Source organism: Micromonospora sonneratiae (assembly GCF_042679305.1).
GTDB lineage: Bacteria > Actinomycetota > Actinomycetes > Mycobacteriales > Micromonosporaceae > Micromonospora_H > Micromonospora_H sonneratiae.
Genome location: NZ_JBHTMP010000002.1, coordinates 221,627 through 245,166 on the forward strand (window position 1 = coordinate 221,627; position 23,540 = coordinate 245,166).

Genomic DNA, 23,540 nt, shown 5'->3' on the forward strand with positions numbered 1-23,540 from the left:
GCCGCCGGGGTCGTCCGGCGGCACCCGTGGCTTTTCCAGGGATAGGTCGACCCGACCGGCTCAGCGGACGTCCTGCGCCTGCCGTTGTGAGTCCGCGCACCAGGCGCGTGAATTCAATTCATGTGTCGCGCCGCTGGCGTTAGGGTCGGGACGTCTCCCACCCATTACCTCTCGAAGGGGAATCTGTGGCTGCGCTGCGTCAGTATCTGGGGGTGTGGCGCATACCCGGTGCGCCCATGCTGCTGATCACCGGCATCCTCGGCCGGCTCGGCATCGGTATGACCCCACTGGCGCTACTACTCGTCGTCGAGAAGGTCACCGGACGGTACGCCCTGGCCGCCGTCGCGGGAGGCATCTACGCGTTGGCCGGAGCGGTGATCAGCCCCATCGCCGGACGGATCGCCGACCGGGTCGGGCCCACCCCCGTACTCCTGGCCACCGCGGTGGCCCACCCGGTCGCGCTGGTCGGGCTGCTGTTCGCCAACCGGGCCGGCGGGGGCGCCGTATCGCTCATCTTCCTCGCCGCCGGGATCGCCGGAGCCACCTATCCACCGTTGACCGCCGCGATCCGGGGGGCCTGGAACGACCTCACCGAACCACGAACCGGCCGGTACGCCCTGCGCAACGCTGCGCTTGCCGCCGAAACCTCGCTCTTCGAGGTGGTCTTCGTACTTGGGCCGCTGCTGGTGGCGCTCTTCGTCCTGGTCGCCGATGCGTCTGCCGCCCTGCTCGGGGCAGCGGTGGTGACCCTTGTCGGTACCACGGCGGTAGCGCTCGGCCGGGTGATGCGGGGCTGGCAACCACACCCGACGCATGCACAGGCCAAGGGGCTCGGCCCGCTCCGGGTACCGGGCTTTCCCGCGCTGCTGGTCTGCGTCGCCGGCCTCGGCATCGCGTTCGGTGCGGCCGGCGTGACCGTACCGGCTTTCGCCAAGGCGTACAGCGGTGGCGGAGATTCGGAGAGCCTGGCCGGCATCCTGCTGGCCGTCTGGGGCACCGGAAGTGCGATCGGTGGTCTGTGGTTCGGCACCCGTCCGCAGGCGAGGAACATGGCCCGCCAGTTCGCCTGGCTACTGGCGACGGTGGCGGTCAGCTTCGGGGTGTTCGCGGTGATGTCGCACCCGATCGCGCTCGGCATCGCGCTCTTCTTCGGCGGTGCGGCGATCGCGCCGGCACTGACGCTGGAGAACATGATGGTCGGGCGGATTTCGCCGGTGAGCATGATGAACGAGGCGTACACCTGGGTGGTCACCATGGCGGTGGGCACCAGCGCAGCCGGTGGCGCCGTGGCCGGACTGATCGTCGACCAGCCCGGCGGGGTGCCCTGGGCGTTCGTCTTTGCTGGGGGCGCGGTCGCCGTCGCAGCCGCCATGGCCGGCATGCCGTCCGGCTCCATCGCCAGGGCCGAGGCCAGGGCAGCCGTACGGGTGGAGCAGGCGCTGGCCGCCGAGGTAGTGTGACCGGCTGCGGCCGGCTCCGGTGAGTGCCTGTGTCCCGGAGAGTGTGCCTGTTGCTCGACGAGTACGGGCACACTCCCCGGTGGGATGTTCTACCGGTAGTTCGTGAACTGTAGGGCGACGCCGAAGTCCTCGCCCTTGAGTAGGGCGATGACGGCCTGAAGGTCGTCCCTCTTCTTGCCGGTGACCCGGAGCTGGTCGCCCTGGATCTGTGCCTGTACGCCCTTCGGACCCTCGTCGCGGATCTTCTTGCTGATGGCCTTGGCCTTGTCCGAGTCGATGCCCTGGATCACCTTGCAGTCGATCTTGTAACCCTTACCGGACGAACGCGGGTCACTGCAGTCCAGTGACTTCAGCGAGATGCTCCGCTTGACGACCTTCTCCTTGAAGACGTCCAGGGCGGCCTTGACCCGTTCCTCCGTCTCGGCCTGGAGGCTGATCGCTTCCTCGCCCGACCAGGAGATCTGGGCGCCCGTGCCGCGGAAGTCGAAGCGTGTGGAGAGCTCCTTCTCCGCCTGGCGGAGGGCGTTGTCGATCTCCTGCCGGTCGACCTTGCTGACGATGTCGAACGACGGGTTGGCTGCCATGATCATGCTCCTGCTGTGTGGCGAAATATGAAGATGTTCCGGGCCGCTGGGCGACGGCACGTCATGCCGACCGTACCCGCTTGCGCGATCACCCGGGGCAACCGCTATTCTTGCTTCCGCCGCCGCGTACGTGGTGGCAAGCCCAGGCGGGTTGCCCGAGCGGCCAATGGGAGCGGACTGTAAATCCGTCGCGAAAGCTACAGAGGTTCGAATCCTCTACCCGCCACCAGGTGCGAAAACAGCCCCTGACCAGCGCGAAGCCGGTCAGGGGCTGTTTCGTAGGTGTCCAACTATCACCGACCGAGACCGGTGATCAACGGGCGTTCACGGAGAATGCGCGGAGAAGTTTCCGGGATCAGTCACTCGTCTGGGTCGTGTCCTCGTCAGTGTCGTCTCTCAGTGCGTCTTCGATCCGGCGTCGGGCTAGATCGTCCTGTCCCACGATGCACTTCGCGTAGGTCCGTAGCAGCACCTCCACGCTGTGCCCGGCCCACTCGGCGACCTGGGTCGGGGGTACGCCACCGTTGAGCCAGGTCGACACAGCCGCGTGACGTAGGTCATAGGGCACCCCGGCCAGTGGTGAGCGGAACTCGGCCGGCGTCAGGGCCTGCTCTCGGGCCTTGTGCCACACCGTCAGGTAGGTCGACTCGCCGATGGTGCCACCACGCGGGCCGACGAACAGCCGACCATCCGGCGCTGCGCCGAACTCGTCCAGGTGCTCCCGGAGCAGGCAAACCAACTCGGGATGAGCCGGAACCGGGCGGGTCTCCTGTTCCGGACGGTGCTTCAACCCACGGCGTTCCCGTGAGCGTCCGCTGTCCGTCCACGCGGTGCCCGTTCGTGGGGTCGAGTTGGTCAACAGCAGTTCGCCCCAACCGGTGCCCGGCAGGCTGGCGAGGTTCTCCTCCCGGAGGTCGAGCGCTTCACTCGGTCGAGCAGCGGCGTAGTACTGGCACCCGAAGAACGCTCGGAGTCGTCGGCCAGTCTCCCCCTGGTCGCCGATGGCGGCCAGCAGGCTACGGGCCTGCCGAGGGTTGATCGCGGCGCGGCGACGGTCTACCGCCTCGGAAGACTTCGGAGTCTTCCAAGTGATGCGATCCACCGGATTGCCGGTGAGTAAGCCCAGCTCAACCGCGTATTGCAAGACGTTGTAGAAGACTGCTCGCTTACGGGCGATCGTCTTCGTTGCCGCTGGTGTCCCGTCGAGTTTCAGGGCCAGCCGGTCCAATGCCCGGCGGGTCAATTCCGGCCCTCGGGTCGGGTCGTCCAGGTCGGCCAGCGCGATTGTGTTCCGTTCCAGCCACCGAAGAGCGGCGGCCAGTTCAGCCGGCGGTGGGCCAGCGGCGCGGCGGGGCGCGACGAACGCCCACCCGTAGAGAGCACGTCGGAGAAGTGCGAGGTCGGGCATTCCCCGTTCCGTCGCCAGCAGAGCGGGCGTGACGGTGGCCAGCGTGTCGGCGACTCCCGTTCGCGACTTCGGTGCCGACGTCGGCCACTTCATGTCCACGTACCGGCATGCGTGCTCAAACCACGGCTTGCTTTGGCGCTCTCGCAGCATCGATTCCGGCAGGCCGGTCGCCACGTCGAACAGCGTGCCTCGCTGCGTGGCGGACAGCAGTTTTGCCCGGAATCCGTCGGCCAGCGCGCGACTACGAAACGTCTTGTGCTGTTCCTGACCGGCAACGGCCCACCGTACGGAGTAGGTCTTGCTGCGCTTGCCGTCGTAGGTTCGGATTGCCCAGACGCGTACGTCGTGGGAGAGGTGCCGGGTACCCTCCTCAGGGTGCCCGGCGGTCATTCGGCGACGGGTCACGCAGCCTCCTCAAGGCCGTCAAGCCAGATAGTCAGGTCGGTACGCCGTACCCGGATTTCACCGTTGGGCAGCTTGATGCAGCGGGGAGCCTTTCCGGTCTGCCGCCAGTAGTAGAAGGTCGACCGACTTACCTTCAGTTCCGCGATCACCTCGGGGATCGTCAGTGGTTCCTCGACGGGGACGGGCCGCTTCTTAAGCGTGGTCATTGGCGAGCGTCCTCCTTTGGGGTGGCGTCGATGTAGATGCGGTGCCAGGTGGACGGTGGCCGGTCGGGGTAGGGGCGGCTGATTTGTTGGATGTCGAGGACTTCGGCGAGTGCGGCGAGGATGGCTGGCGTTTCGGCGGGTGTGCCGTGGAGTCGGATTCGCACGTCAGTCCCTTCGGGTTCACGGCGGCCGTGGCGACTTTCGGGGTGGGGGGGGGGGAGCCGTCCCAGCCGTCCCAGCCGTCCCGTTGCAGGTCAGGGCTGGGACGGCTTGGGGGTTGGGACGGCTTAAGCCGTACCAACGGTGGTCGGGGTGTCGGCGGTGTGGGACGGCTTGAGCCGTCCCAGGGGTATGACCCGTCCCGGGGTTGAGCTGGGCGGGGACGGCTGGGACGGCTGGGACGTGTCGCCCTCGGGCACCGGGTCGGGGCCGGGGCAGTACCGGTTCCATGCGTCGGTGAAGTCGGCGTGGTAGTAGCCCTTGACCTGCCCGTACGTTCCGCCGAAGCGGATGTTGCCGGACCGGATTTCGTACTCGGCCAGCAGTTGTCCGAGTTTCATCGCGGTGAGCCCGGTGCCGCTCTTGCCGTACTCGGCCCATGGTGCTTCCGGGTCGGCCCGGAGTTTGTCGAGTAGGACGCTGCTGGGAATGGCTTGCCGGCCCTGGGTGTCCGCTACCCCGGCGGCCCGGAAGATTGCCCGGCAGTCGACCAGAAGCCGGATGCGGTCGGACGGGACCGCGTTTCCGTCCCGCTCGGCGGTAAGGTTCTCGCACGCTCGGCGTGCCCGGTCCGGCCAGGTCCCGCCAGCGAGGTCGGCAACGGCCACGAGGGGTTCCCAGGTGTCGGCGGCCCGGTCCTCGACGGGCATGGCCGGTTCCGCGGCTTCCAGTTCTTTCAGGTTGGCGCGTAGCCAGGTGGTGAGTTGCCGGGCGAGGGTGCGTAGGGCGGGACTGTCGCGTCGGTGCCGGTATGGGGCGACGGTTTCCCCAGGGGCGCGGCGACGCATCCGAACAACGACGGCGCGGTCTTCGATGGTGTCGGGCATCGCACCGATACCCGCCAGGGCAGCCATGGAGAAGGTGGGGATCTTTTCCAGGCTGCGCGTGTTGTTGTCCCAGCGGATCGCGGGCCGGTTGCGCTGGTGACCGGCGTTCAACAACCCGCGTAGGTCCTCGTTGGCTTCGGCAGCAGCCCCGAAAATCGTGTCTGCCTCGTCCACCAGCAGCGTCGGCGGGTCGTCGGTGCCAATGGCCCGGTACACGGCCGCAGGGGACGCGTTGACCGTGATCAGCGGCGCGTAGCAGGTTGCCTCGACCACGTCGAGCAGCCGCGACTTGCCGCACCGCTTCTCGGGCGCCCGAATGACCAGGCGGGGTGCGTGCGCCCAGGCGGGTTGGACGTGGGTCGCGGCCACCCACAACACCACCGCGTCGACCGCTTCGGCGTTGGGCAGGATGACGTACCGGGTGAGGCAGGCATGCAGCTGGTCGAGGATCGCCGCGCCATCGACCTGCTCCGGGCTGCTGGTGGGTTGGGTCATGCGGCAAGTCCTTCATCGCGGAAGCCACCGGTGATGGCGGCGCGGGCTGACTTTTCGGTCTGGCCTACGGCCAGGCCCACTTCCATCAGGGCGGCGTACGCGTCACCTGAGGTGATCGCCCCGGCGGCGACGATGCGGGCGGCCCCCCGGGCCGCGCCGTAGAGCGTCACCCGCCGTCGACCCGGGCCGGACCGGCGCACGGTCGTCACCAGGGATGCCAGCAACGCGGCAGGGTTTGAGATGGCCCCCCGCCTGGCGGTGGTGGTGAGGCCGACCGGGGCGGGTGCCGGTGGCCGGTTGGCACGCTGGCACACATCGAGCAGGGCGGGGGCCATCTCAACAACCGACACCCCGGTGTCGGCCCTTTGGTAGGGGCGGCGGGTGATCGGGTGAATGGATGGCGGCGCGACTACGTACCCGCCGTCGGCTCGGATGTCGATCCCGGGGGCTACCTGTCCGGCGCTGCACCGTACGCGGGTGTGTAGGCCGGGGTGCCGGTAGTAGAGGTGTAGGCCACCCGACCCGGTGCGTACCCACCGGGTCGGCGGACACAAGCCGTCGCGGACGAGCTGGGTGAGGCTGTCGGTTCCGCCGTGGGCCGGGTCGACGTCGACCACGACCAGCCCCGACGGTGACCCGGTGCGAATGGCCAGCATCCCGCCCGGTACCCGGGCGACCATGCGGCGCAGCGTTTTCGGGTCACGGGTCGCGGCGTAGAACCCGTGGCAGGTCAGGCAGCGGCAGCCTTGTGGGTCGTGGGCGGGCGGGTCGCTGGGGCAGTTCTCGCAGTTGGCGAGTGGGCGCTTGGAACGGGACAGCAGGAACACCGGCCAACCGGTAGCGGCGTAGCCGAGTGCGGCAGACAGGATCTCGCTCATGTGTGCTCCTTCCTGGTGTGGCGTTCGGGTGGCCAACCCACGTCGGGCGCTGGCCACCCGGTGGTGAGAGCGCGAAGCGCGCCAGTTATGGATTCAGGCAGCGAGCCGGACGGCGGCGAGTCGGCTGGTCGGCCGGGCCAGGTCACGCACCCGAACACCGGGCCTGCTGGCCGGTGTCTGGTCGGCGGGTGCGGCTACGGCGGTGGTGGTCCGCTGCTCTCGCGCCGCGTACATGGCCCGGTCGGCAGTCGACAGCCACACGCCGATGGGCTGGCCGGGGTCGGCCAGGGCCGCGCCGATGGTCGCGCCGACCGCCAGCGGCTGGCCGTGGTGAGTGACGGGTGTGGTGAGTCGGGCATGGATGTGGGGCAGCCACCCGGCCAACCACACATCCGCGTCGGCCAGCCTGGGTGCCGGTCCGGTGGTGACGATGGCGAACTCGTCCCCACCGAGCCGGCTCGCGAGTCCGGCGGGTCCGGCGATCCCGGCCAGCCGTGCGGCGATGGTGGTGAGGATGTGGTCTCCGGCGTCATGACCGTGCCGGTCGTTGACTGCCTTGAAGCCGACCAGGTCGACCAGGGCCACGACGACGGGCCGGCGCTCCCGGGCAGCGGCGTCGATAAGCCGGTCAGCGTCGGCCAGCAGTCCAGCGCGGTTGAGGGCGCCCGTCAGTGGGTCGTGCGTGGCGCTGTGCCGGGCGTCGGCGAGGCGGGTGCGGTAGGTGTGGCGGGCGGTAAGCCATCCGGCGGTGGCCGCGAGCCCAAGAGCGGCAGCGGCGAGTGTGGTCCGCATCGTGGTGTCCCCTCTCGGTTCAGCGGGCGAGTGCCCAGATGGTGAAGACAGCGACAGCGGCGACCACGACGGCGGTGAGTGCGAGTCGGGCGACGTCGCGGATGAGCCAGCCGGTGATCCGGGCGCGGGCGGTAGTGGCGTCGGCGAACCAGGCGACCCGCTCGACGCGGCGGCCCAGGGGCACGCCGAGGATGAGACCGAGCAGGGCACCCACGGCGAGCGTGGCGATAGCCAGTTTCATCGATGCTCCCTGATTTTGGGCGTGGGGGATCGGCCGTGGATTCCATGGGGATTCCACGGCGTGTTTGTCTAGGTCAGGGGCCGTGGAATCGGTGTGGATTCCACGTGGATTCCACGGCCCCGGAAGGACTCCGCTAGGCGGTGCGGAGGATGCGGTAGCGGCCGTTGCGGGTGAGGGGCATCAGCAGCGGTGTCGGGCCGGTGGTGAGTTCGGCGAGGGCCTTGGACAGCCACTTGGCGGTGTAGCCGACCTCGGCGAGGACGTCGCCGAGGTCGGCGGGGCGTACCTCGGTGTGGCCCTGTTCGGCGAGGGCGGTGATGTGGCGGCGGAGGACTTCGCGTGCCTGCTCGGGGCTGGACTGCTTGGGCAAGGCGAGGGAGAACCGGCGCGGGGTCGGGGTGGTGTCCAACTCTTTGGACGGGTCGACGTCGTCGGGCGGGTCGTTGGGGTTGACGCCGGGGCGGGTCGCCATGGCGGGTTCCTCCTGGGGGTCGTCGTCGCGCCCGCCGTCGGCCGGGGCCGGGCCGGTGGGTGCGGTGGTGGTGGGCATGACCGGGGCCAGTGCCCGCGCGGTGACCGGGTCGAGGGGTTGACGGACAGTGGCCCAGCCGGCGACGGCCTCGGCAAGGTCGGTGCGGTTGGCCAGTTCGGAGCGGCAGGGGATCGGCCACCGGGTGGTGGGAATGCCGGGCGATTCGATGTACAGGTAGCCCGGTTTCGAGCTGCCCCAGGATTGCGGGGACGCTCCCGCGTCAACGGTCTCCCCCGTAAGGGCAAGGGACGGGTCGTCGCGGCTGTCGATGCCGAAACACACGTTCGTGGCGAACTGCGACCGTAGCGAGGTGGGTGCCCGGTCGTGGGTCCACCGTTGCTGGGACAGCACCAGGGAGATACCGGCCGACCGGGCACGCTCGGCCACCTGCACGAGGGCGGGATGCCCGGACCATGCCGCGGATTCCTCTACCCACACCGTCAGGTGGGAGAGGGAACAGCCGGGCATCCACTCGGTGAGGTCTTCTCGCCCGAGTGCTTCGGTGCGGGCGGGGATGACCTGTTCGGCGAGGATGTCGAAGAACGCCTCGGCGTGGTCGTCTTCGGTGATGAGCAGGGTCAGGCCGTCCTTGACCGGCTTGACGGTCTGGTCTCGCTTGACGGTGTCGACCACGATCAGCGCACCGTCGGTGCGGGTGAGGTAGTCGGTCATCACCACCAGCGCCCATTCGGTCTTGCCGGAGCCGGTCATGCCGGTGGCGCGGACGTGGGTGGCCGGGCGAACACCGGGCCGGCCGGTGAGCCACATCCCGACGGGTTCGCCGTCTTCAGCCAGGCCGAACCGCAACGGCGCGTCACCAACCGACCGGCCCGGGGCCGACGGCCCCGCCCACTCGATGGTGCGGCGGAGCTGGTCGACCGGCACCACCTCAATCCGGCCCGTCCGGACGCTATCCGGGTCGCGGTGCACCCGCACCGCCGTCGGTGCGACGTCCAACGCGGACGCGATCGACTCGCGGGAGCCTTCGACGTCGGCCAGGGTGTCGCCGTGGGGCATGGTGATGGTGGCGGCGACTTTCGCCCCGTCGACCTTCGGCCGGCCGATCCGGGCGTCTTTGAGCGCGGCCACCACCTCCGCCAACCCACCACCACCGCTGGTGGTGGCGGCCTGCTCGCCGGGGTTGGCCTTCGCCATCAGCCGCATCACCGCCACCGCCACCGAGGCCACGACGGTGCCACCGGCCCACAGGTCCAGCCACGGCCGTTCCCACGGCGCGCCGATCGTCGCCCCCAACGCCCACACCGACCCGGTCGCCGTGAGCATGGTCGACACGCGCTGGCGGATGACGCCACGGGCACGGCCAGCGGCCCACGTCAGAACGGTCAGGCCGGTACCGGCGGCGGTGATCCCAGCGGCGGCCCACGGGTTGGTGCCCCACCAGTGGTGAGACGCGGCAGCCGCCGGCCACGCCAGCAGACACCCCGCCGGGCACACCAGATACGGAATCGCAGCCGACCGGAGGTCGACCGTGTAGGAGTAGGCGCCGGATGGAAGCCCACCGTTGCGGGGCATCCGGCTACGCGGACGGGCCATCAGCGGCCACCACCGTTGGTGAACCGGAACGCGTCCTTACGCGGCTTGTAGCCGACCGCCTCCAACTCCGGCATGTACACCGCCTCGAACCGGGTCGACGCGGTCACGATGTACTGCGACGCGGTCACCAGCGCCTCGGAGGCGTGGGTGATCGGCCGGGCCACCTGCCGGGCACGCGCCCGACCACTCAACCCACCGACCACCACACCACCAGCAACCGCCCGCAACCGGGCGTCCAACTCCGACGCGGTCACCCCCAACTCCAGGGCAGCGGCGTGCAGAAGACGACGGGAACTGTTGAACCACTCCACCAGGGCGACGTTGTCCGTCAACGCGTCGGCACCGGTGAAGAAGCTCCGCTGATCGTTGATGCCTGCCATGCTGATAGCTCTCCTTCACGGGAGGGCCGGGCGCGGGTCGTTGTCGAGGCGTGCCGCGCCCGGCACAAACAAGGGGACTGATCAGGCCGGTTGGCCCCCGCACCCACCCGGCCACCAGGACGGGTGAACACGGACCGGGGACCGGTCAACCAAGCGCAACCGCCAGCAGCGCGGTAGCAGCCGTGCCGACAAGCGCGGCAAGCAGGAGATCCACGGCGGTACGCAGCCGCCGATACTTGACCAGGGCGGTACGGGACAGCCACACCAACTGGCGGGCCAGCTCGGCGGCGGTATCCAGTGGTGGGAGGGTGGCCTCGGTGAGCAGGTCTCCCGGTAGCGAACCGGCGTAGTGGACCAGGCCGTACCCGCCGTTCAGACGCGGGCGAACCGCACACGCCAGCAGCCCCACCGCGATACCGACCAGGGCGACCGTGACGCACCCGGCGACCATCGCAGATACCGGCAGATCGGCGCGGGCCAGCACCGCCAGTCCGACCGTGAGCGCGGCACCCGCCACCGCCAATAGCGCCGAAGCTTTGGCGTCGACTCGCGCGAGTTCGGCGCGTACCTCGGTCAGGCGGGTCGTGAAGAACTCTGTGTCCGGTACTGGCACCATCAGAGGTGCCCTCCTTCCAGCAATGGGCTGAGGGACCGGCGGCACGGCACAGGTTGCGAGCCAGGGGCCGTGCCGCCGGGCGGAATCAGGACTCAGCAGCGGGCTTACGAATCGCGCGGTCTCCGTCGGCCAGCACAGCGGCGTCGATGAGCCGGACGCCGATCATGCGAGCCTCGTCCGGGCTGAGGGCGACACCGTCGAGCAGCACCCGGCCGTCGTCGGTGTTGACCTCGATCGCGACCCGCGCCCCGAGGATGTCGGCGTAAAGCTGGCTCGGTGATCCCTGACGCCAGCGGGTGTAGTTGCGCAGCATGAACAGTTGGTCCTTTCCTGATGGGGTGGTTAGGCGGAGATTCCCGCCGGTACGGCACGGTTTCCAGGCCATGGGCCGTGCCGCCGGGTGGCGCTACTTGGTGGTGGTCTTACGGCTGGTGGCCATCAGCGCGGCGGAGGCCATGACCATCAGTCCGTCGATCGCCAGTGGGCCGATGGCCGTGGTGAGCGGGTCTTCGCCGAAGTGCTCCAGGAGTCCGGCGAGGTGCCGGTACGACACGACGGCGGCGACGATGGCGACTGGCAGGACACCGACCAGGCGGGCCACGAACCAGCGGAAACCCTCGTCCCACGGGATACGGGTCAGGATCTCCACCGCGACGAACAGGGCGATCGGCCAGAACACCGAGAACGCCACCGCCAACGGCGATGGAGACCAGTCCGGGTCCGGAACCCACCCGGCGGGCGCACCCGGTGGGGGCTTGGGCAGGTAGGTGTGGGCCACGTTCGCCGCGATCGACACCACCCCACCGAGGATCACCCCCGCGTACGCCCAACCCCGGCCAGCGACCCGGGCCGACCGTCCGGCGACCGCAGACGGCATCTTCTCGTCGGTATCGGTGGTGATGTTGGAACCCGGGTGCCCGTCCCCCGCCACCAGCGGCAACACCGCGGCGGGCGGGTCGGCCACCGTAGGCGGCGGACCCGGCACGACAACCGGGGCGGACCCGGGTACGACCGGTACGGGTACCGGGTCCGGCCCGATCGGCTCGGTGTAGTCGAACCGGACCGGTGCCGGGTTCTCGGCGTCCGTGCCGGAGTCGGCCGGGAACAGTTCGACCCGTTCGGCCAGGCTGCCCCGGACCACCATCGCCGCATGGATACCGTCGACCCGCTCTTGCCGGGCACGTTCGTTACGCAGCCGGTCCAACAGGTCGTCCGCCTTGGCCGCGCCGATCCGGTAGTCACGCATCAGCCGGTTCCGCGACGGCAGATCGCCCAACTCCTGGGTCAGCTTGCGCGCCTTGGGCAACAGGTCTTCCACGGGCTGCGGGTAGCGGGTGCCGTTGATCGTGGGAGCGGTCATCCGGCCACCGCCACCGTGGACAGGCCCTCGACCGCGTCGACGTGCAACGCGGGCGGGTCGGTGTACTCGGTGGCGTGGGCGGAGATTCGCCAGCCGTGCCACATCGGCCAGGCCGTCATGCGGCGGAACGTCCGGCCGTCGTCCTGGGTGCCGGTGTGCTCGTTGGCCAGCAGGTCCGGGCCGTTCAGCCCGGCGTCGTTCAGCCAGGTCCGCAACTCGACGATGGTGTCGAACGAGACGGCCAGTCCGTAGCCCGGCGTGTCGTACATCGCGCTCGGGTTGGCGATCAGCAGCATCTCCGCCATCACCGCCCGGCGGCTCTTACGCGTAGTCACAGGACCCTCCTCAGGTCAGGACGGGGGAACAGGTCAGGCACTCCCCGAGGGAGCGGGGGATGAAGTAGTCGCGGACGATTCCGCAGGTGGGGCAGGTACGCCGAGCGGCCAGCGCCCGACTGATCGCGGCCATCTGCGCCGGTGACGCGGTCCGCTTCGGGCGGGCCAGGTCCAGCCGGTACAGATAGGCAACCCGGGTACCGCCGACGCCGCGCCAAAGGATCTGGGCGGCGACAGGCTGACCACCAGGCCGCAACCCACGTGCGCGCAGTTGGCGGCGGGTCGCGTAACCAGGCGGGGCACCCTGCCACCACCAGGTAGGAACGCCGTACCGGGAGCCCTCCGGGTCCCAGTAAGCGGCACGAATCCGCCCCACGTCAGGCTGCCTCGGCGACACCGACCGGGGCGACCCGACGACGCGGGTCGGACAGGATCGGCGGCGGGTCCTCCCAGGTGCCGGTACGCGCCACCACTTCAGCGGCACGGGTAACGGCGGCCTCGGCGCGGCGTACCCGACGCCAGTCCAGAACGGTCGGACCACCCCGATCCTCGGCGTACAGCATCGCGATCTCGGCATCGAGCAAATCAAGTTCGGCCGCAATCAGCGGCCACTCCATCTCGATCGCGGCCAGCTCCGCAGAACTCGGACCATCGATATCGTCGTGAGTCACTTCGAACGGTTCCTTCCAGCGCGGCTGGGGCACTGCCGACACGACCGGCAGCGGGTCTCAGTCGCGGACATCGGGACCATCGCCCCGCAGGGGCAGTTCTTCCACACGGCGCTACGCCTTGTGGTCACACGCACAGACGCGAACACAGCGGCCATGACGACTCACCTCCAGCTCAAATCGATTGGGATAGAACCCGGGGCGCGGCCATAGTCGGCCACGCACCCCCGGGCAACAGCAGACGTGCCGTACAGGCACGGGCGACCCTCGGTTGGGCAAGCAAGGGGCCTAACCCCTAAAAGCGGACAAGTCTTGCGGCCGGACACATCAACGGCCGACGCTCGCTTGCCACCCCTAGATCGCATGCATCGGGACCAATAAGGAAGACGGATCTCCCTGCGTCCCGGACCTCTGTGAAGTTCTCAAAGATCAACCGGGTCCGGCGTCCCATGGGCCTACGGCAACGACGTGCCGCCGTTCCCCGGGCCATCCGGCCGAGTGGCGCTGATTTCAGCGCTAAAATTAGCGCTGAAGTTGTGCGGTGTCAACCAAGGGAGGGGCTAGGATCAGCGGGTCAGTAGGTCAGACAAGGGGGCTTCGGGTGGAGGATTGGCAGGCCGTGGCCAGCGCCATCAACGGCCGAATGGCCGAGGTGCCGATGACTCAGCAAGAGCTTGCGGAGCGGTCCAAGGTGTCGGTCGCGACCCTGCGCGAGTTGCAGTACGCCAAGGCGAACCGGAAGAGGTCGGCCCGCACCCTTGCCGCGATCTCTCAGGCTCTCGGCTGGCCGGATGACTACCTGCAAGCTGTCCTGACGGGTGCCACGCTTCCGGCCGGTAGCAAGAGCGTGGGCCAGTCGGACAGCTCCTCCGTGGTGCTTGCCCGACTCGACCAGCTTCACGCCGAAGTGCAACGGCTGGCCGATGCTGTCGAGCGAATCGCGGTCCATGTCGGTCATGAGGACAAGGACACCAGTTCTCGGCACGTATCCGAACGCCCGACAGACGGCAGGTAGGCACATCCACTAGGCATCGACTAGGCACGCCGTGCGGTCGGTCGGTACCTCGGTAGAAGGGAAGAGCAGATGCCCGCGCGTGCCAGGGACGCCACGCCAAATCTCGCCCTGTACAACCTGCGTGACGCGGCAGGCGAGACACAACAGGACGTGGCGGACGCTCTGAACCGTCTTGGCGCGGGCCGGGGAAAAAGGCTGGCTGTTACGGCCAACCAGATCAGCAGGTGGGAGCGCGGCATTACGTTTCCGTCCGCTCTCTACCGGCAGCTTCTCGCTGAGCACTTCGGTGTCTCTGTGCAAGAGCTTGGCCTGACGAGACAGCGGATCGTGCCGCAGCAACGCGAGAGTCCCGAGATCGACACTGGAGGTTTTGCGATCTACCAGGAACCCGAATCTCATCCGCAAGCCGAGGCGAGCCAGGAAGAGTGGCGCGCCGTTCGACGAAACCTGAATGCGTACCGTGTGCAGCTCGCGCGCGAGGCGGCGCGGCTGTACGAGCCGGAGTACCGAGTCGGTGACAGTGGGCTGATCGCGGACCCGGCATGGCTTCCGACGGCACCCATCGAGCTGGGGCAGTTCGGAATCGCGCTCGCGCCAGAGGGAACCGTGCCGCTGATCAACGGCACCGAGGACGAAGCGGCCGGCGTACGTCCGTTGGCTGCGGACGGGCGGCGACACCAGCGGTACAGCCTTGCCCTTCGTGATGTCGAGCAGCCACGACTTTTTGAGAACCGGCTTGCATGGCACCTGGCCAACGTGGACTGGAGCCAACCCGAACGGGCATTGACCTTCACCACCGGCACCTACTTCGGTGGTGTTGACGTCTCCGAGGCGTTGGCCCATGAGATGGCCATGTTCCACGTGGCAGGGGACGGGAGCGGAATCATGCCCGCGTCCTGGCGGAACCTGACCTTTCGCCGGCTGGTCGGTGACCCGTTTACACCGAGTCGGCGACCTACGGCACCCTCCACCGACACGCTCACACTCCGCGTAGATGAAGACGGAGTTACCTTCGTCCTGCACAACCGTGCTGCCGGAAACGTCGCGGTAGCAGGCGGGATGCTGCACATCATGCCCGCTGGTGTCTTCCAGCCGTCGAGCGTTCTACCCGCCGCACAGGTGGCCGACTTCAACCTGTGGCGCAACATCATGCGCGAGTACAGCGAGGAATTCCTTGGCAACGCCGAGCACGGCGGCGAGGGAGAGCCAGCGGACTACAGCGTTGAGCCGTTGGCAGCCTTTGACCGCGCGTACGACGCTGGCGGTGTCCGGGTCTACTGCCTTGGCGTCGCGCTCGATGCCCTGACCCTGTGGGGTGAGGTCTTGACCGTAGCGGTCTTCGACGGGCAGACCTTTGACCGGCTGTTCGCCAACATGGTCAGCGCCAACGCTGAGGGGACCGTGGTTAAGACCGGGCGGATCAAACCCACGCCCGCTCTGCCGTTCACCCGGCACACCATCGACGAACTCACGGCCAGCGGTCGGCTGGCCCCGGCGGCGGCTGGCTGTATCCAGCTTGCCTGGGAGCATCGCCGCACCATTCTTGGGAGAGGCTGACGTGCACGTACTGGTTACCGGCGGCCTCGGATTCCTGGGGCACGCCGTCACGCTCGACCTACTCGCGGTGGGCAATCGCGTCACAGTCATGAGTCGGGGGCGGGCCGACAGCAAGCCGGCCCCGGGCGCGGAGCTGGTGACCGGAGACATCCGGGACCGCGTCAGGGTTACCCAAATCGTTCAGGCGGGGGAGTACGACGGGGTAGTTCACCTTGCTGCCCTGACCAGCGGCCGGGACTCCTTCGCGGACCCGCTCGGCTACTTCGATGTGAACGCTGGCGGAACGCTCAACCTGCTCATGGCCCTGGACTCGGTACGCGATACGCGTCCCCCCGCGTCCCTGGTGTTCACGTCTACCAACATCGTCTACGGGTCGCAGCACAGCGGCGCGCTCTCTGAGGAACTGGCAGTGCATCCCGAGAGTCCGTACGCAGCGTCGAAGGTTGCGGCCGAACAGATGGTGTCGGCCTACGCGGCGACCGGAGCTATCGGGGCGGTCACCGTGCGGCCATTCAACATCGCCGGGGCAGTGGACGGGGTCGGCGACACCGACCCGGCCCGGATCATCCCCAACGTCTTCCGGGCCATCACGGGCCAACTCGACCACGTCACGCTCAACGGCGACGGGTCAGCCGTACGCGACTTCGTGCACGTGGCCGATGTGGCGACCGGAATCCGGCTGGCGATATCGGCCTGCACCCCCGGCAGCAGCCAGACCGTCAACCTCGGCTCAGGCGTCGGAACGAGCATGGCCGAAGTGGTGGCCGCCGCCGAACAGGTTACCGGTCACTCGGTGGCGGTACACCGCATGCCACCCAGGCCAGAACCGCCGAAACTGGTGGCGGACATCAGTCGGGCACGGTCCGCCCTTGGCTGGCAACCGGAACGAACCGAACTAGTGCAAACGCTCTCGGACGCATGGAAAGTATGGCCACGTCAGTAGAAGTCGATGGCTGAATCGGGGCGGTCCATGTCGTTACATTGGGGCTGACGCCTGTTCGTGCCGCGCGGATGGTTCTAGTGCGGCGCGGGCACGGCCCATCCGGCGGCTGTCGATGGTTTCCGGCCCCGGCGCCGTAGGCGTCCGGGGCGGCTTGCCATCCGCCGCACCACCGACCAGTCCATCACCCGAATCAAAGCCCAACGACCCCGCAAGGTCGACCCAAATGTCTAGATCCACTGTTAAGCAACAGGTAGGACGGATTCGTCAAGCATCAACTGGGACTAGACAAAGTCGGATCACATGCCGACCCGGATGGATCTGGCGATAGACGGCGGAGGCTTCTAAGTGCATGGGCTGTCGCCGCCTCGCTCATCTCTATTCTCCCCGTTCAAGCCGACCTCAAAACCGCACGACAACAATGTCACGCTCGCTGATGCTCTGTCGTGGGAGCGAGAAGGACATTGCCCTGGATTCGTCAAGTACCACCGTAGCCTCTGAGACGCCGAGAGTCGCGGCGATGATGGCTGGGGCGGTGGGATGAGCAACCAGCTTGCGGCGGTAGAAATCCTTATAATAGTTGTAGTGGCTCAGCCATGTCCCAACAGGCTGGCCGTCGAGGAGTATTTCGAAGTTTCTGTCGTGTGTTCTGCCGAGAGCGGGCTTAGACTCGTATCGCATGAAATCAATCGCAGCGAGGTCTATGTCTCCGTTTACTCCTGGCCGGGACACTCCGACCTGAGCTAGGATTGCGGCGGTAAGCAGATAGTCGTTTCGATCCATTAGGCTATAGGCGGCAGACAGCAGTCGGTCGTATTCCGGGATAATATATCGTAGATGTTCAATGGAATGCATATCCGTCTGACCGCAAAGGAGGTAAAGAATCGAGTTTGTGAAACTGGTTTCCCATAATCGCATCAGCATATGCTGAAAGTTGAAAGATTTCGACGTGCCCTGGCCATCAACATAGCCGACATACGTGACTCTGCCCGGATTTTGAGCGAACATCCGTGCCTCGCGGGCGATCCATGGCCGCCGCATGGTGTGCAACCAGCGCGTAGAAATATTTCGACAGTCGTACGCAGCAATAACTGGCACGCTTTTAAATAGCTCGGAGAATTCGATCACAGCGCCAATGAGGTCGTCGCCGGCGAGCTGCTGATCAATGGACACTTGATCGATGAAGAGGTGTCGGATTCCGGAATATTTGGCTTGCACGATAGCGAGGCCGACGTTGCGAGATAGCCCGGTCACAGGATCAACGTCCCACCTCCAGGACAAGACGCCTAGATCCGACTGGGATTCGATCGGAGAACGAACGCGGACGGTAGGCAAGGCGCTGGGATCAACGCCGGCTGACGCAATGCCGACGCCGAATTTCTCTGCTGCCGCATATACATCAGCCGCTCTGCTGCCCGCCCACATGTCAGGAAACCTCCTGTTAGCCCCTCAGCCCCTCAGCCGATTAGACTGGAAGAAATGCGGCGGCGGCTGCTACCGTCCAGCAAGCCGTGTCGCTTTGCATCTTCCCAGGTTTTGCATCTCCCAGTACCCAGCGACCTGACGGTCCTGAGCTATCCAGCTCTGCCGCACCTGGTTAGCTCGCCACATGTCACGCTCGTAGTGGAAGCTAAGAAGACGCGTCTTGACATGCTCCCCCTTCTGTGGCCGCAAGGCGAGCCTGCGATGTGCTCATAGCCTCTGCCGATCGCTGCGCATTGCGCTTATTGTGACCTATTGCTTTTATGTAGCATTTCAGATCTATTGCGAGGTTAGAGACATGCCGGACATAGAGCTAAGCGTGGAGGAATTCTGGTGGTTGGTGTGTGAACGATAAAGGGTCGAGCTGGACCGCTTTTGCCATGCTGCCCTGAGGTTTGCGGAATTAATTCAGCTATGATCAAGATGCGGGGCTGGGCGCCTGGCGGTAGCATCGTAGGCACGCTTCACCAATAGGCTAATCGTCAGGGGATCCTGTGACGCTTACATGCGCTTTCTGTGCCATCATTGATGGCGGAGATGTCGATGCGGTAGTCGTGCATCGTACTAATGAAGCTGTGTCCTTTCTTCCGCTCAATCCTGCCTCTCCAGGTCACACTTTGGTTGTTCCCGCAGTCCATGTTCCTGACTTTCTGGACCTTCCTGAAGAGGTTGCCCAGTCGATGACGGCGGCGGTTTTGCGGGTTAGTAGGGCGGTACGCGATGCAGTCTCGCCGGAGGGCATGAACCTAATAACCTCGGCCGGGGAGGCTGCGTCGCAATCAGTGTTTCATTTGCATGTTCACATCGTTCCGAGGTGGAGTGGCGACCGCATCGGCGACATCTGGCCACGCCATGAGGGGTCGGATAGGGAGGCGCAAAACGTTCTTGCTGCTAGGATACGGAAGGCAATTGTTGAATAGCTGATTTGCCTTATCGGATCAGAAGAAGCTGATCGTGGTGTAGGTTAGTGCGAGTCCTAGCAGTGGGCCATAGTAAATCATAATCGTGTACGAGATTGCTACCTTGCTTGGCTTTACGATGTAGTAGTAGGGTGCAATGTTCATCGAGAACGGCTCGGTCGAAGAGTTTGCCTGCCGTACATCGTTATAGAGGCATCTGAACAGACGCTCCTGGCGAAGATAGTAGGAGTCGAGTAACCAGAAGGCGAGGACTGGTAGAAAGCCGACGATCCCAATTCGCCAACTTGGGTTTTTTGCCTCGAATGCATAAAGGGCTGCGAGAACGGTGACTGCCCAGCCCTTTATGAAGAAGGAGTTCGTGGCTAGTCGAGTAACGATGTTTTGTATGAACTCTAGGTGTTTGATTCTCTCGTCGCTCAGGCTCTCGTCGCGCATGCTGTCGAGGGTACATGTGCTCTTCCACTTGATTGTGCCCTAAGGTGGCATCGCTGAATGCTTGCGCGTCCACACCGAAGGATTCCAGCCTTTCCCCTAAAAGGGGCATTTTGCGGAATTATGTGCAATGCTGCCTTATGATCCTTGTGTCGTTCAAGCTTGCGATCTTAAGTGGACGGCGCCTAGAGTTCGGCGGTCCCGGCCTGGTAAGGGCTGGTGGGGGCAAGATTTATAGGGGGAACGATGGCTCGCAATGTCTTCTACAGCTTCCACTTCATTCCGGACGGCTGGCGGGCGGCTCAGGTGCGCAACGCCGGCGTCTTGGAGGGTAACCAGCCTGTCGATGACAACGACTGGGAGACGATCAAGAAGAAGGGTGACGACGCGATCCGGACCTGGATCGATAACCAGATGGTGGGTCGGTCCTGCGCGGTTGTACTTATCGGTGCGGGCACTGCGGGGCGTAAGTGGATCAACTACGAGATCAAGAAGGCGTGGGACAGCCGGAAGGGCGTTGTGGGTATTTACATCCACAACCTGAAGGACCGGAACAGCGAGCAGGCATCGAAGGGCGCTAACCCGTTCGCTGGGATCATCGGTTCGGGACGAGACCTGTCAACGATCGTGAAGGCGATCGACCCTCCGTACACCACGAGCACTAACGTCCTTGCGCACATCAAGGACAACCTTGCTACCTGGGTAGAGGACGCCATCGCGATCCGCAACAAGTACTGAGGTGAGGCGGCGCGCTGCGCCGGTGGGTCGTGCAGGGACGCGATTCGTTTCGCAGTTCTGGCGCTGTCGCTGCTAGGGTCGCGACAACGCCCTCAGATCTATCCGCCACCCTGACTCACACGCCCGAGGTCACTCGTGCTGTGAACGGTGCCTCGGAGAATGCTCGGAGAAGTTAGCAGACGGGGACCATGACCGCCCTGGTCAGGGGTGGTTGCAAGCCTGGTCTGTAAATCCGTCGCGAAAGCTACAGAGGTTCGAATCCTCTACCCGCCACCAGGTGCAAGATCAGCCCCTGACCAGCGCGAAGCCGGTCAGGGGCTGATCTTGTTTCGTCCCCCTGAATCCAGCCGAGTCCGGTCGTCTACTGCTCGCTGTGGGCAGATAGTGGGCAGGTTGATCTAGGCCGCTGAGCATCCGTCTGGGGCGTCTGGGCGGAGGCGAGAGGTCCCGAGCCTGCGCCGGGCGGTTCTAGGGCTCTGGCGGGCTCCACAAGCCGCGAGAATTGGTCGGGCGCTGCCGGCTGAGGAGAGAGCTCGACGGAGCGGTAGCGGGCGGGCCGGTGGCAAGCCAGTCCGGGGTTTGACTGGCGCGGCAGTCGGAAGCCGGGACCACGACGGCGGCCAGCCCCGTCGGCTTCCGTACCGCCTTGCTGCGCGGGGTGGGTTCTGGCGAGATGCGTGGGCGGCTGCCCGGCGGATCTCGGTGGCTTTCCGCCCCCGGTGCCGAAGGCAGCCGGGGCGGCTTACCGCCGGGCGGCCCACCGCCCACGCGCCGCGCTCCGCGCGGCGTCTTGATCACGGTGACCCTGACCCGGCAAACGAAGCGGGGGCGACCGGATTCCGACCTACTCCGCGAAGCACTGTATTTATATGGGCTCAATCCGCGACGGTGGTCCAACGAGATTCCGGCGGAACATGCAACGGCGTTGGCCTGGCTGGAAACCGCGTCCCTGCCGGTCGTCGAGTTGGATTCGCCGGCCATGGTCCGCCGGGTCCTCGACAGTCTCTGCGTACGCCTCGACGGCAAGCCTGCGGCCGCCTCCACCGTCCAGCGGAAACGGGCCACCTTCTACAACGCCCTCGGCTACGCCGTGGAGCTGGAGCTGATCGACTCCAACCCGGTCGACCGAGTGCAGTGGACCGCCCCCGAGGTGGCCCAGTCCATAGACCGGCGGGTAGTGGCCAACCCTGCCCAGGTCGCCACACTGCTGGAGGCGGTGAAATCTCTCGGCAACCGGGCCGACAAGGTCACAGCCTTCTTCGGCTGTCTCTACTACGCCGGCATGCGGCCATCGGAGGCAGCGGACCTGCGGCGGGAGGACTGCGACCTACCGGGGCACTGCCTGGACTGCGGGACCGACTTCGACGACTTGGCGGAGGTTAAGCCTTCGGCCTCCTGCGACCACGAGAAGATCGAATACCGTTGGGGTCGGCTGGTCCTCGCCGGAACCGCTCCGCGTGCCGGGTCGCATTGGACAGATGACGGCGAGTCGCACGAACGGCGGGGACTGAAGCACCGGGCAAGGCAGGAAACCCGTACCGTGACGATCCCGCCCCGGCTGGTCGAACTGCTGGCTGCGCACGTCGACAATCACGGCGTCGGCCCGGACGGTCGGTTCTTCCGGGGCCTGCACGGTGGGCCGCTCTCCGAGTCGGTCTACGACCGGTGGTGGAAGCTCGCTCGGGAGAAGGCGTTGACTGAATCACAGGTGTCCTCGCCGCTCGTACGCCGTCCCTACGACCTGCGTCACGCGGCGGCCTCACTCTGGCTCAACGCTGGTGTACCGCCGACCGAGGTTGCCCGGCGGCTGGGCCACGGCGTTGCCGTCCTGCTCCGCGTCTACGCCAACTGCATCGACGGGGGAGACGACACCATGAACGACAAGATCGGTGACGCCCTCGGGTGAGGGGCCGACTACAAGGGACTCCTTCGCCGTCTGGGCGTCGCCGGTCCAATGATGCTTGACCAACTGCGGGACACTCGCAATCATGTGGCAACTGACTGTGGTCGGCCGCGCGTCGGGAGGCGTGGGTCAAGGGGGCGGTACAAATTGAAGGCTGATCTCGCCATCAGGCGGGTGCTGCCAACGCCTCGTCCGTCAGGCCCGCGGACCGCTCAAGCGCGTTCAGTCCGCAATCGAGCGGCACTGGTGGTGCTCATACTCCTGGCCTTGGTGGTCGCTGGCTGCGATCCAGAAACTGAGGGCAAGGGCAAGCTCCGCTACAAACCTCCGCTGCTGCCGGTAGCGCTGACGCTCGGACCCGATGGTGTAGCTGTCGAGGGCGAGACGAGCTTCGTCACCCCGGTCGGCGAGTTCTCGATCGGCGCCGAGTACTCCCTTCCGCCGCGAGACGGAAGCACGATCTACGTGCTACTTCGCGATCGCAAGAAGGGCAAGACCGGGTTCGACAAGGTGTTCAGGGTCCAAGCTGGCCGTGAGCAGCTCACGGTGATCGTGAACGGGACGACCACGATCCAGGTGAAGGATGGGCAAGTCTTGATCGACATCACCGATGGTGCGGTCAAGAAGATCCAGTTCAAGCGAGTGGATCAAGCCACGGTGAAGGAGGGTGGCGATTCGTTCTGGGCCAAGACCGGCGCGAAGTGGGATCAGGGCTGGGAGTCTTCGATCTACAAACCCTTCGTGTTGACGCGCTGGGCCTACGACGATTCAACCATTGACAAGTGGTGTGGGCTGGGGTTTGTCTGGTTCCTGCTGCGTCTGGCGCTCACGCTTGTGCTGCTGATCGTCGACCTGGTGTTGAGCTCGATCTTCTTGATCGCACAGATCGCCTACCTGATCTTCGGTGCCACGGGTCGGAACGTCGTCTGGGGGATCGTCATCCTGGTGGTGATCGTTGCGGGGGTCCGCTGGCTGTATGTGTGACTTGGACGTTGTGGGCGTGGGCAGATGGTGGGCGGCTGACCAGCCGGCACCTGTCTGGAGGATAGAAACAGCAGCTCAACAGGGGTGACCGCAGCAAGATCACTGACGCCCTGTAAATCCGTCGCGAAAGCTACAGAGGTTCGAATCCTCTACCCGCCACCAGGTGCAAAACGGCCCCTGACCAGCGTGAAGCCGGTCAGGGGCCTCTTTCGTGAGTCTCGCTCAGTCCAGCTCCAACCCGCTCGATCTCGCTGGCCGTGTCGGATACGTGTCGCCGAGATCATCGAGTAACGGGCCGGATGCGCTTGGTGTCTACGCTGCGGGCCATGATGCTCGACACCCTGATGTTCGGTCTCGTCAGTTGGATCTTCGGACTGGCGGTTCTCTACCTGGTGATCCGGTTGGCGGTGCGCCATGCCATCAAAGATGCCGATGGGCGGAGGGCCGCCGAACGTCCGAGAAACAGTGCCTGATCTCGGTACCGGCACCTCACTTACTGGCCGGCTCGCTATTAGTACGGCAGCCGCCGTTCGGGATCATGGTTGGAGTTCGAGGTTGAGGCGGCGTGTGTAGTGGGCTCGGCGGGCTCGGGCTTGATGTTGGCGTCGC

At 66.2% G+C, this 23,540-nt stretch carries 27 protein-coding genes and 1 tRNA gene; 10 read left to right on the forward strand and 18 right to left on the reverse strand.

Annotation, left to right across the window (positions count from 1 at the left end; all coding sequences use genetic code 11):
• The first annotated feature begins 185 nt into the window (after nucleotides 1-185).
• Entirely contained in the window at nucleotides 186-1,460 is a 1,275-nt protein-coding gene (locus ACFQ4H_RS02895) for an MFS transporter (protein ID WP_377566598.1), read from the forward strand.
• Between the two features lie 89 nt (nucleotides 1,461-1,549).
• Here the strand turns inward: ACFQ4H_RS02895 and ACFQ4H_RS02900 are convergent, their stop codons facing one another.
• Nucleotides 1,550-2,044: a YajQ family cyclic di-GMP-binding protein gene (locus tag ACFQ4H_RS02900; RefSeq protein WP_377566600.1), complete on the reverse strand. Its 495-nt coding sequence runs from the start codon at nucleotides 2,042-2,044 to the stop codon at nucleotides 1,550-1,552.
• A 145-nt stretch (nucleotides 2,045-2,189) separates the two neighbouring features.
• Here ACFQ4H_RS02900 and ACFQ4H_RS02905 point away from each other — a divergent pair.
• A tRNA-Tyr gene (locus tag ACFQ4H_RS02905) sits at nucleotides 2,190-2,273 on the forward strand.
• 126 nt (nucleotides 2,274-2,399) lie between these two features.
• Here ACFQ4H_RS02905 and ACFQ4H_RS02910 read toward each other — a convergent pair.
• From ACFQ4H_RS02910 to ACFQ4H_RS02980, 15 genes are all read right to left on the reverse strand, one after another.
• Nucleotides 2,400-3,857 carry a tyrosine-type recombinase/integrase gene (locus ACFQ4H_RS02910; protein ID WP_377566602.1) on the reverse strand — a complete coding sequence of 486 codons (1,458 nt, stop codon included), beginning with the start codon at nucleotides 3,855-3,857 and terminating at the stop codon, nucleotides 2,400-2,402.
• Entirely contained in the window at nucleotides 3,854-4,063 is a 210-nt protein-coding gene (locus ACFQ4H_RS02915; protein ID WP_377566604.1) for a helix-turn-helix transcriptional regulator, read from the reverse strand. Before ACFQ4H_RS02915 ends, ACFQ4H_RS02910 begins: the two co-directional genes overlap by 4 nt.
• Nucleotides 4,060-4,227, reverse strand: a complete 168-nt coding sequence (locus ACFQ4H_RS02920; protein ID WP_377566606.1) for a hypothetical protein — start codon at nucleotides 4,225-4,227, stop codon at nucleotides 4,060-4,062. The genes ACFQ4H_RS02915 and ACFQ4H_RS02920 overlap by 4 nt, the downstream gene beginning before the upstream one ends.
• Before the next feature lie 123 nt (nucleotides 4,228-4,350).
• On the reverse strand, nucleotides 4,351-5,604 hold the full coding sequence (locus tag ACFQ4H_RS02925) for a DUF3631 domain-containing protein (RefSeq protein ID WP_377566609.1): 1,254 nt from the start codon (nucleotides 5,602-5,604) through the stop codon (nucleotides 4,351-4,353).
• Complete coding sequence (locus ACFQ4H_RS02930; RefSeq protein ID WP_377566611.1) at nucleotides 5,601-6,482, reverse strand: bifunctional DNA primase/polymerase; 882 nt, start codon at nucleotides 6,480-6,482, stop codon at nucleotides 5,601-5,603. The genes ACFQ4H_RS02925 and ACFQ4H_RS02930 overlap by 4 nt, the downstream gene beginning before the upstream one ends.
• 93 nt (nucleotides 6,483-6,575) lie before the next feature.
• Complete coding sequence (locus ACFQ4H_RS02935) at nucleotides 6,576-7,274, reverse strand: GGDEF domain-containing protein (protein ID WP_377566613.1); 699 nt, start codon at nucleotides 7,272-7,274, stop codon at nucleotides 6,576-6,578.
• Between the two features lie 19 nt (nucleotides 7,275-7,293).
• Entirely contained in the window at nucleotides 7,294-7,515 is a 222-nt protein-coding gene (locus tag ACFQ4H_RS02940) for a hypothetical protein (protein ID WP_377566615.1), read from the reverse strand.
• 133 nt (nucleotides 7,516-7,648) lie between these two features.
• Nucleotides 7,649-9,601, reverse strand: a complete 1,953-nt coding sequence (locus ACFQ4H_RS02945) for a conjugal transfer protein TraB (protein WP_377566617.1) — start codon at nucleotides 9,599-9,601, stop codon at nucleotides 7,649-7,651.
• Nucleotides 9,601-9,981 carry a hypothetical protein gene (locus tag ACFQ4H_RS02950; protein WP_377566619.1) on the reverse strand — a complete coding sequence of 127 codons (381 nt, stop codon included), beginning with the start codon at nucleotides 9,979-9,981 and terminating at the stop codon, nucleotides 9,601-9,603. The genes ACFQ4H_RS02945 and ACFQ4H_RS02950 overlap by 1 nt, the downstream gene beginning before the upstream one ends.
• 145 nt (nucleotides 9,982-10,126) lie before the next feature.
• Nucleotides 10,127-10,597 carry a Pycsar system effector family protein gene (locus ACFQ4H_RS02955; RefSeq protein ID WP_377566621.1) on the reverse strand — a complete coding sequence of 157 codons (471 nt, stop codon included), beginning with the start codon at nucleotides 10,595-10,597 and terminating at the stop codon, nucleotides 10,127-10,129.
• 85 nt (nucleotides 10,598-10,682) lie between these two features.
• Nucleotides 10,683-10,910 carry a hypothetical protein gene (locus tag ACFQ4H_RS02960; protein ID WP_377566623.1) on the reverse strand — a complete coding sequence of 76 codons (228 nt, stop codon included), beginning with the start codon at nucleotides 10,908-10,910 and terminating at the stop codon, nucleotides 10,683-10,685.
• A gap of 93 nt (nucleotides 10,911-11,003) precedes the next feature.
• Nucleotides 11,004-11,957: a DUF2637 domain-containing protein gene (locus ACFQ4H_RS02965; protein ID WP_377566625.1), complete on the reverse strand. Its 954-nt coding sequence runs from the start codon at nucleotides 11,955-11,957 to the stop codon at nucleotides 11,004-11,006.
• A complete protein-coding gene (locus ACFQ4H_RS02970; RefSeq protein WP_377566627.1) occupies nucleotides 11,954-12,292 on the reverse strand; it encodes a hypothetical protein in 339 nt (112 codons plus the stop codon). The genes ACFQ4H_RS02965 and ACFQ4H_RS02970 overlap by 4 nt, the downstream gene beginning before the upstream one ends.
• 10 nt (nucleotides 12,293-12,302) lie before the next feature.
• Nucleotides 12,303-12,668 (reverse strand): RRQRL motif-containing zinc-binding protein, encoded by a 366-nt coding sequence (locus ACFQ4H_RS02975; RefSeq protein WP_377566629.1) that lies wholly within the window; start codon nucleotides 12,666-12,668, stop codon nucleotides 12,303-12,305.
• A 1-nt stretch (nucleotide 12,669) separates the two neighbouring features.
• On the reverse strand, nucleotides 12,670-12,963 hold the full coding sequence (locus ACFQ4H_RS02980; protein WP_377566631.1) for a DUF6284 family protein: 294 nt from the start codon (nucleotides 12,961-12,963) through the stop codon (nucleotides 12,670-12,672).
• A gap of 616 nt (nucleotides 12,964-13,579) precedes the next feature.
• Here ACFQ4H_RS02980 and ACFQ4H_RS02985 point away from each other — a divergent pair.
• The 3 genes from ACFQ4H_RS02985 to ACFQ4H_RS02995 all read left to right on the forward strand — a co-directional run bounded on the left by ACFQ4H_RS02985 (nucleotide 13,580) and on the right by ACFQ4H_RS02995 (nucleotide 16,475).
• Nucleotides 13,580-13,975 carry a helix-turn-helix domain-containing protein gene (locus tag ACFQ4H_RS02985; protein WP_377566633.1) on the forward strand — a complete coding sequence of 132 codons (396 nt, stop codon included), beginning with the start codon at nucleotides 13,580-13,582 and terminating at the stop codon, nucleotides 13,973-13,975.
• Between the two features lie 69 nt (nucleotides 13,976-14,044).
• Nucleotides 14,045-15,532 (forward strand): helix-turn-helix domain-containing protein, encoded by a 1,488-nt coding sequence (locus ACFQ4H_RS02990; protein WP_377566635.1) that lies wholly within the window; start codon nucleotides 14,045-14,047, stop codon nucleotides 15,530-15,532.
• A 1-nt stretch (nucleotide 15,533) separates the two neighbouring features.
• Nucleotides 15,534-16,475, forward strand: a complete 942-nt coding sequence (locus ACFQ4H_RS02995) for an NAD-dependent epimerase/dehydratase family protein (RefSeq protein ID WP_377566637.1) — start codon at nucleotides 15,534-15,536, stop codon at nucleotides 16,473-16,475.
• A gap of 399 nt (nucleotides 16,476-16,874) precedes the next feature.
• Here the strand turns inward: ACFQ4H_RS02995 and ACFQ4H_RS03000 are convergent, their stop codons facing one another.
• The gene (locus ACFQ4H_RS03000) at nucleotides 16,875-17,897 is read right to left on the reverse strand and encodes a hypothetical protein (protein ID WP_377566639.1); all 1,023 of its coding nucleotides are present in this window, start codon (nucleotides 17,895-17,897) and stop codon (nucleotides 16,875-16,877) included.
• A gap of 551 nt (nucleotides 17,898-18,448) precedes the next feature.
• Between ACFQ4H_RS03000 and ACFQ4H_RS03005 the strand changes: the two genes are divergently transcribed.
• A complete protein-coding gene (locus tag ACFQ4H_RS03005; protein ID WP_377566641.1) occupies nucleotides 18,449-18,874 on the forward strand; it encodes an HIT family protein in 426 nt (141 codons plus the stop codon).
• 18 nt (nucleotides 18,875-18,892) lie between these two features.
• Here the strand turns inward: ACFQ4H_RS03005 and ACFQ4H_RS03010 are convergent, their stop codons facing one another.
• Nucleotides 18,893-19,309 (reverse strand): hypothetical protein, encoded by a 417-nt coding sequence (locus ACFQ4H_RS03010; protein WP_377566643.1) that lies wholly within the window; start codon nucleotides 19,307-19,309, stop codon nucleotides 18,893-18,895.
• A 243-nt stretch (nucleotides 19,310-19,552) separates the two neighbouring features.
• Here ACFQ4H_RS03010 and ACFQ4H_RS03015 point away from each other — a divergent pair, with 243 nt between their 5' ends.
• The 4 genes from ACFQ4H_RS03015 (at nucleotide 19,553) to ACFQ4H_RS03030 (ending at nucleotide 23,404) form a co-directional block, all read left to right on the forward strand.
• A complete protein-coding gene (locus tag ACFQ4H_RS03015) occupies nucleotides 19,553-20,044 on the forward strand; it encodes a TIR domain-containing protein (RefSeq protein WP_377566645.1) in 492 nt (163 codons plus the stop codon).
• A 925-nt stretch (nucleotides 20,045-20,969) separates the two neighbouring features.
• Entirely contained in the window at nucleotides 20,970-21,950 is a 981-nt protein-coding gene (locus ACFQ4H_RS03020) for a tyrosine-type recombinase/integrase (RefSeq protein ID WP_377566647.1), read from the forward strand.
• A gap of 243 nt (nucleotides 21,951-22,193) precedes the next feature.
• Nucleotides 22,194-22,931: a hypothetical protein gene (locus ACFQ4H_RS03025; RefSeq protein WP_377566649.1), complete on the forward strand. Its 738-nt coding sequence runs from the start codon at nucleotides 22,194-22,196 to the stop codon at nucleotides 22,929-22,931.
• A 326-nt stretch (nucleotides 22,932-23,257) separates the two neighbouring features.
• Nucleotides 23,258-23,404, forward strand: a complete 147-nt coding sequence (locus tag ACFQ4H_RS03030; RefSeq protein ID WP_377566651.1) for a hypothetical protein — start codon at nucleotides 23,258-23,260, stop codon at nucleotides 23,402-23,404.
• The last annotated feature ends 136 nt before the right edge of the window (nucleotides 23,405-23,540 follow it).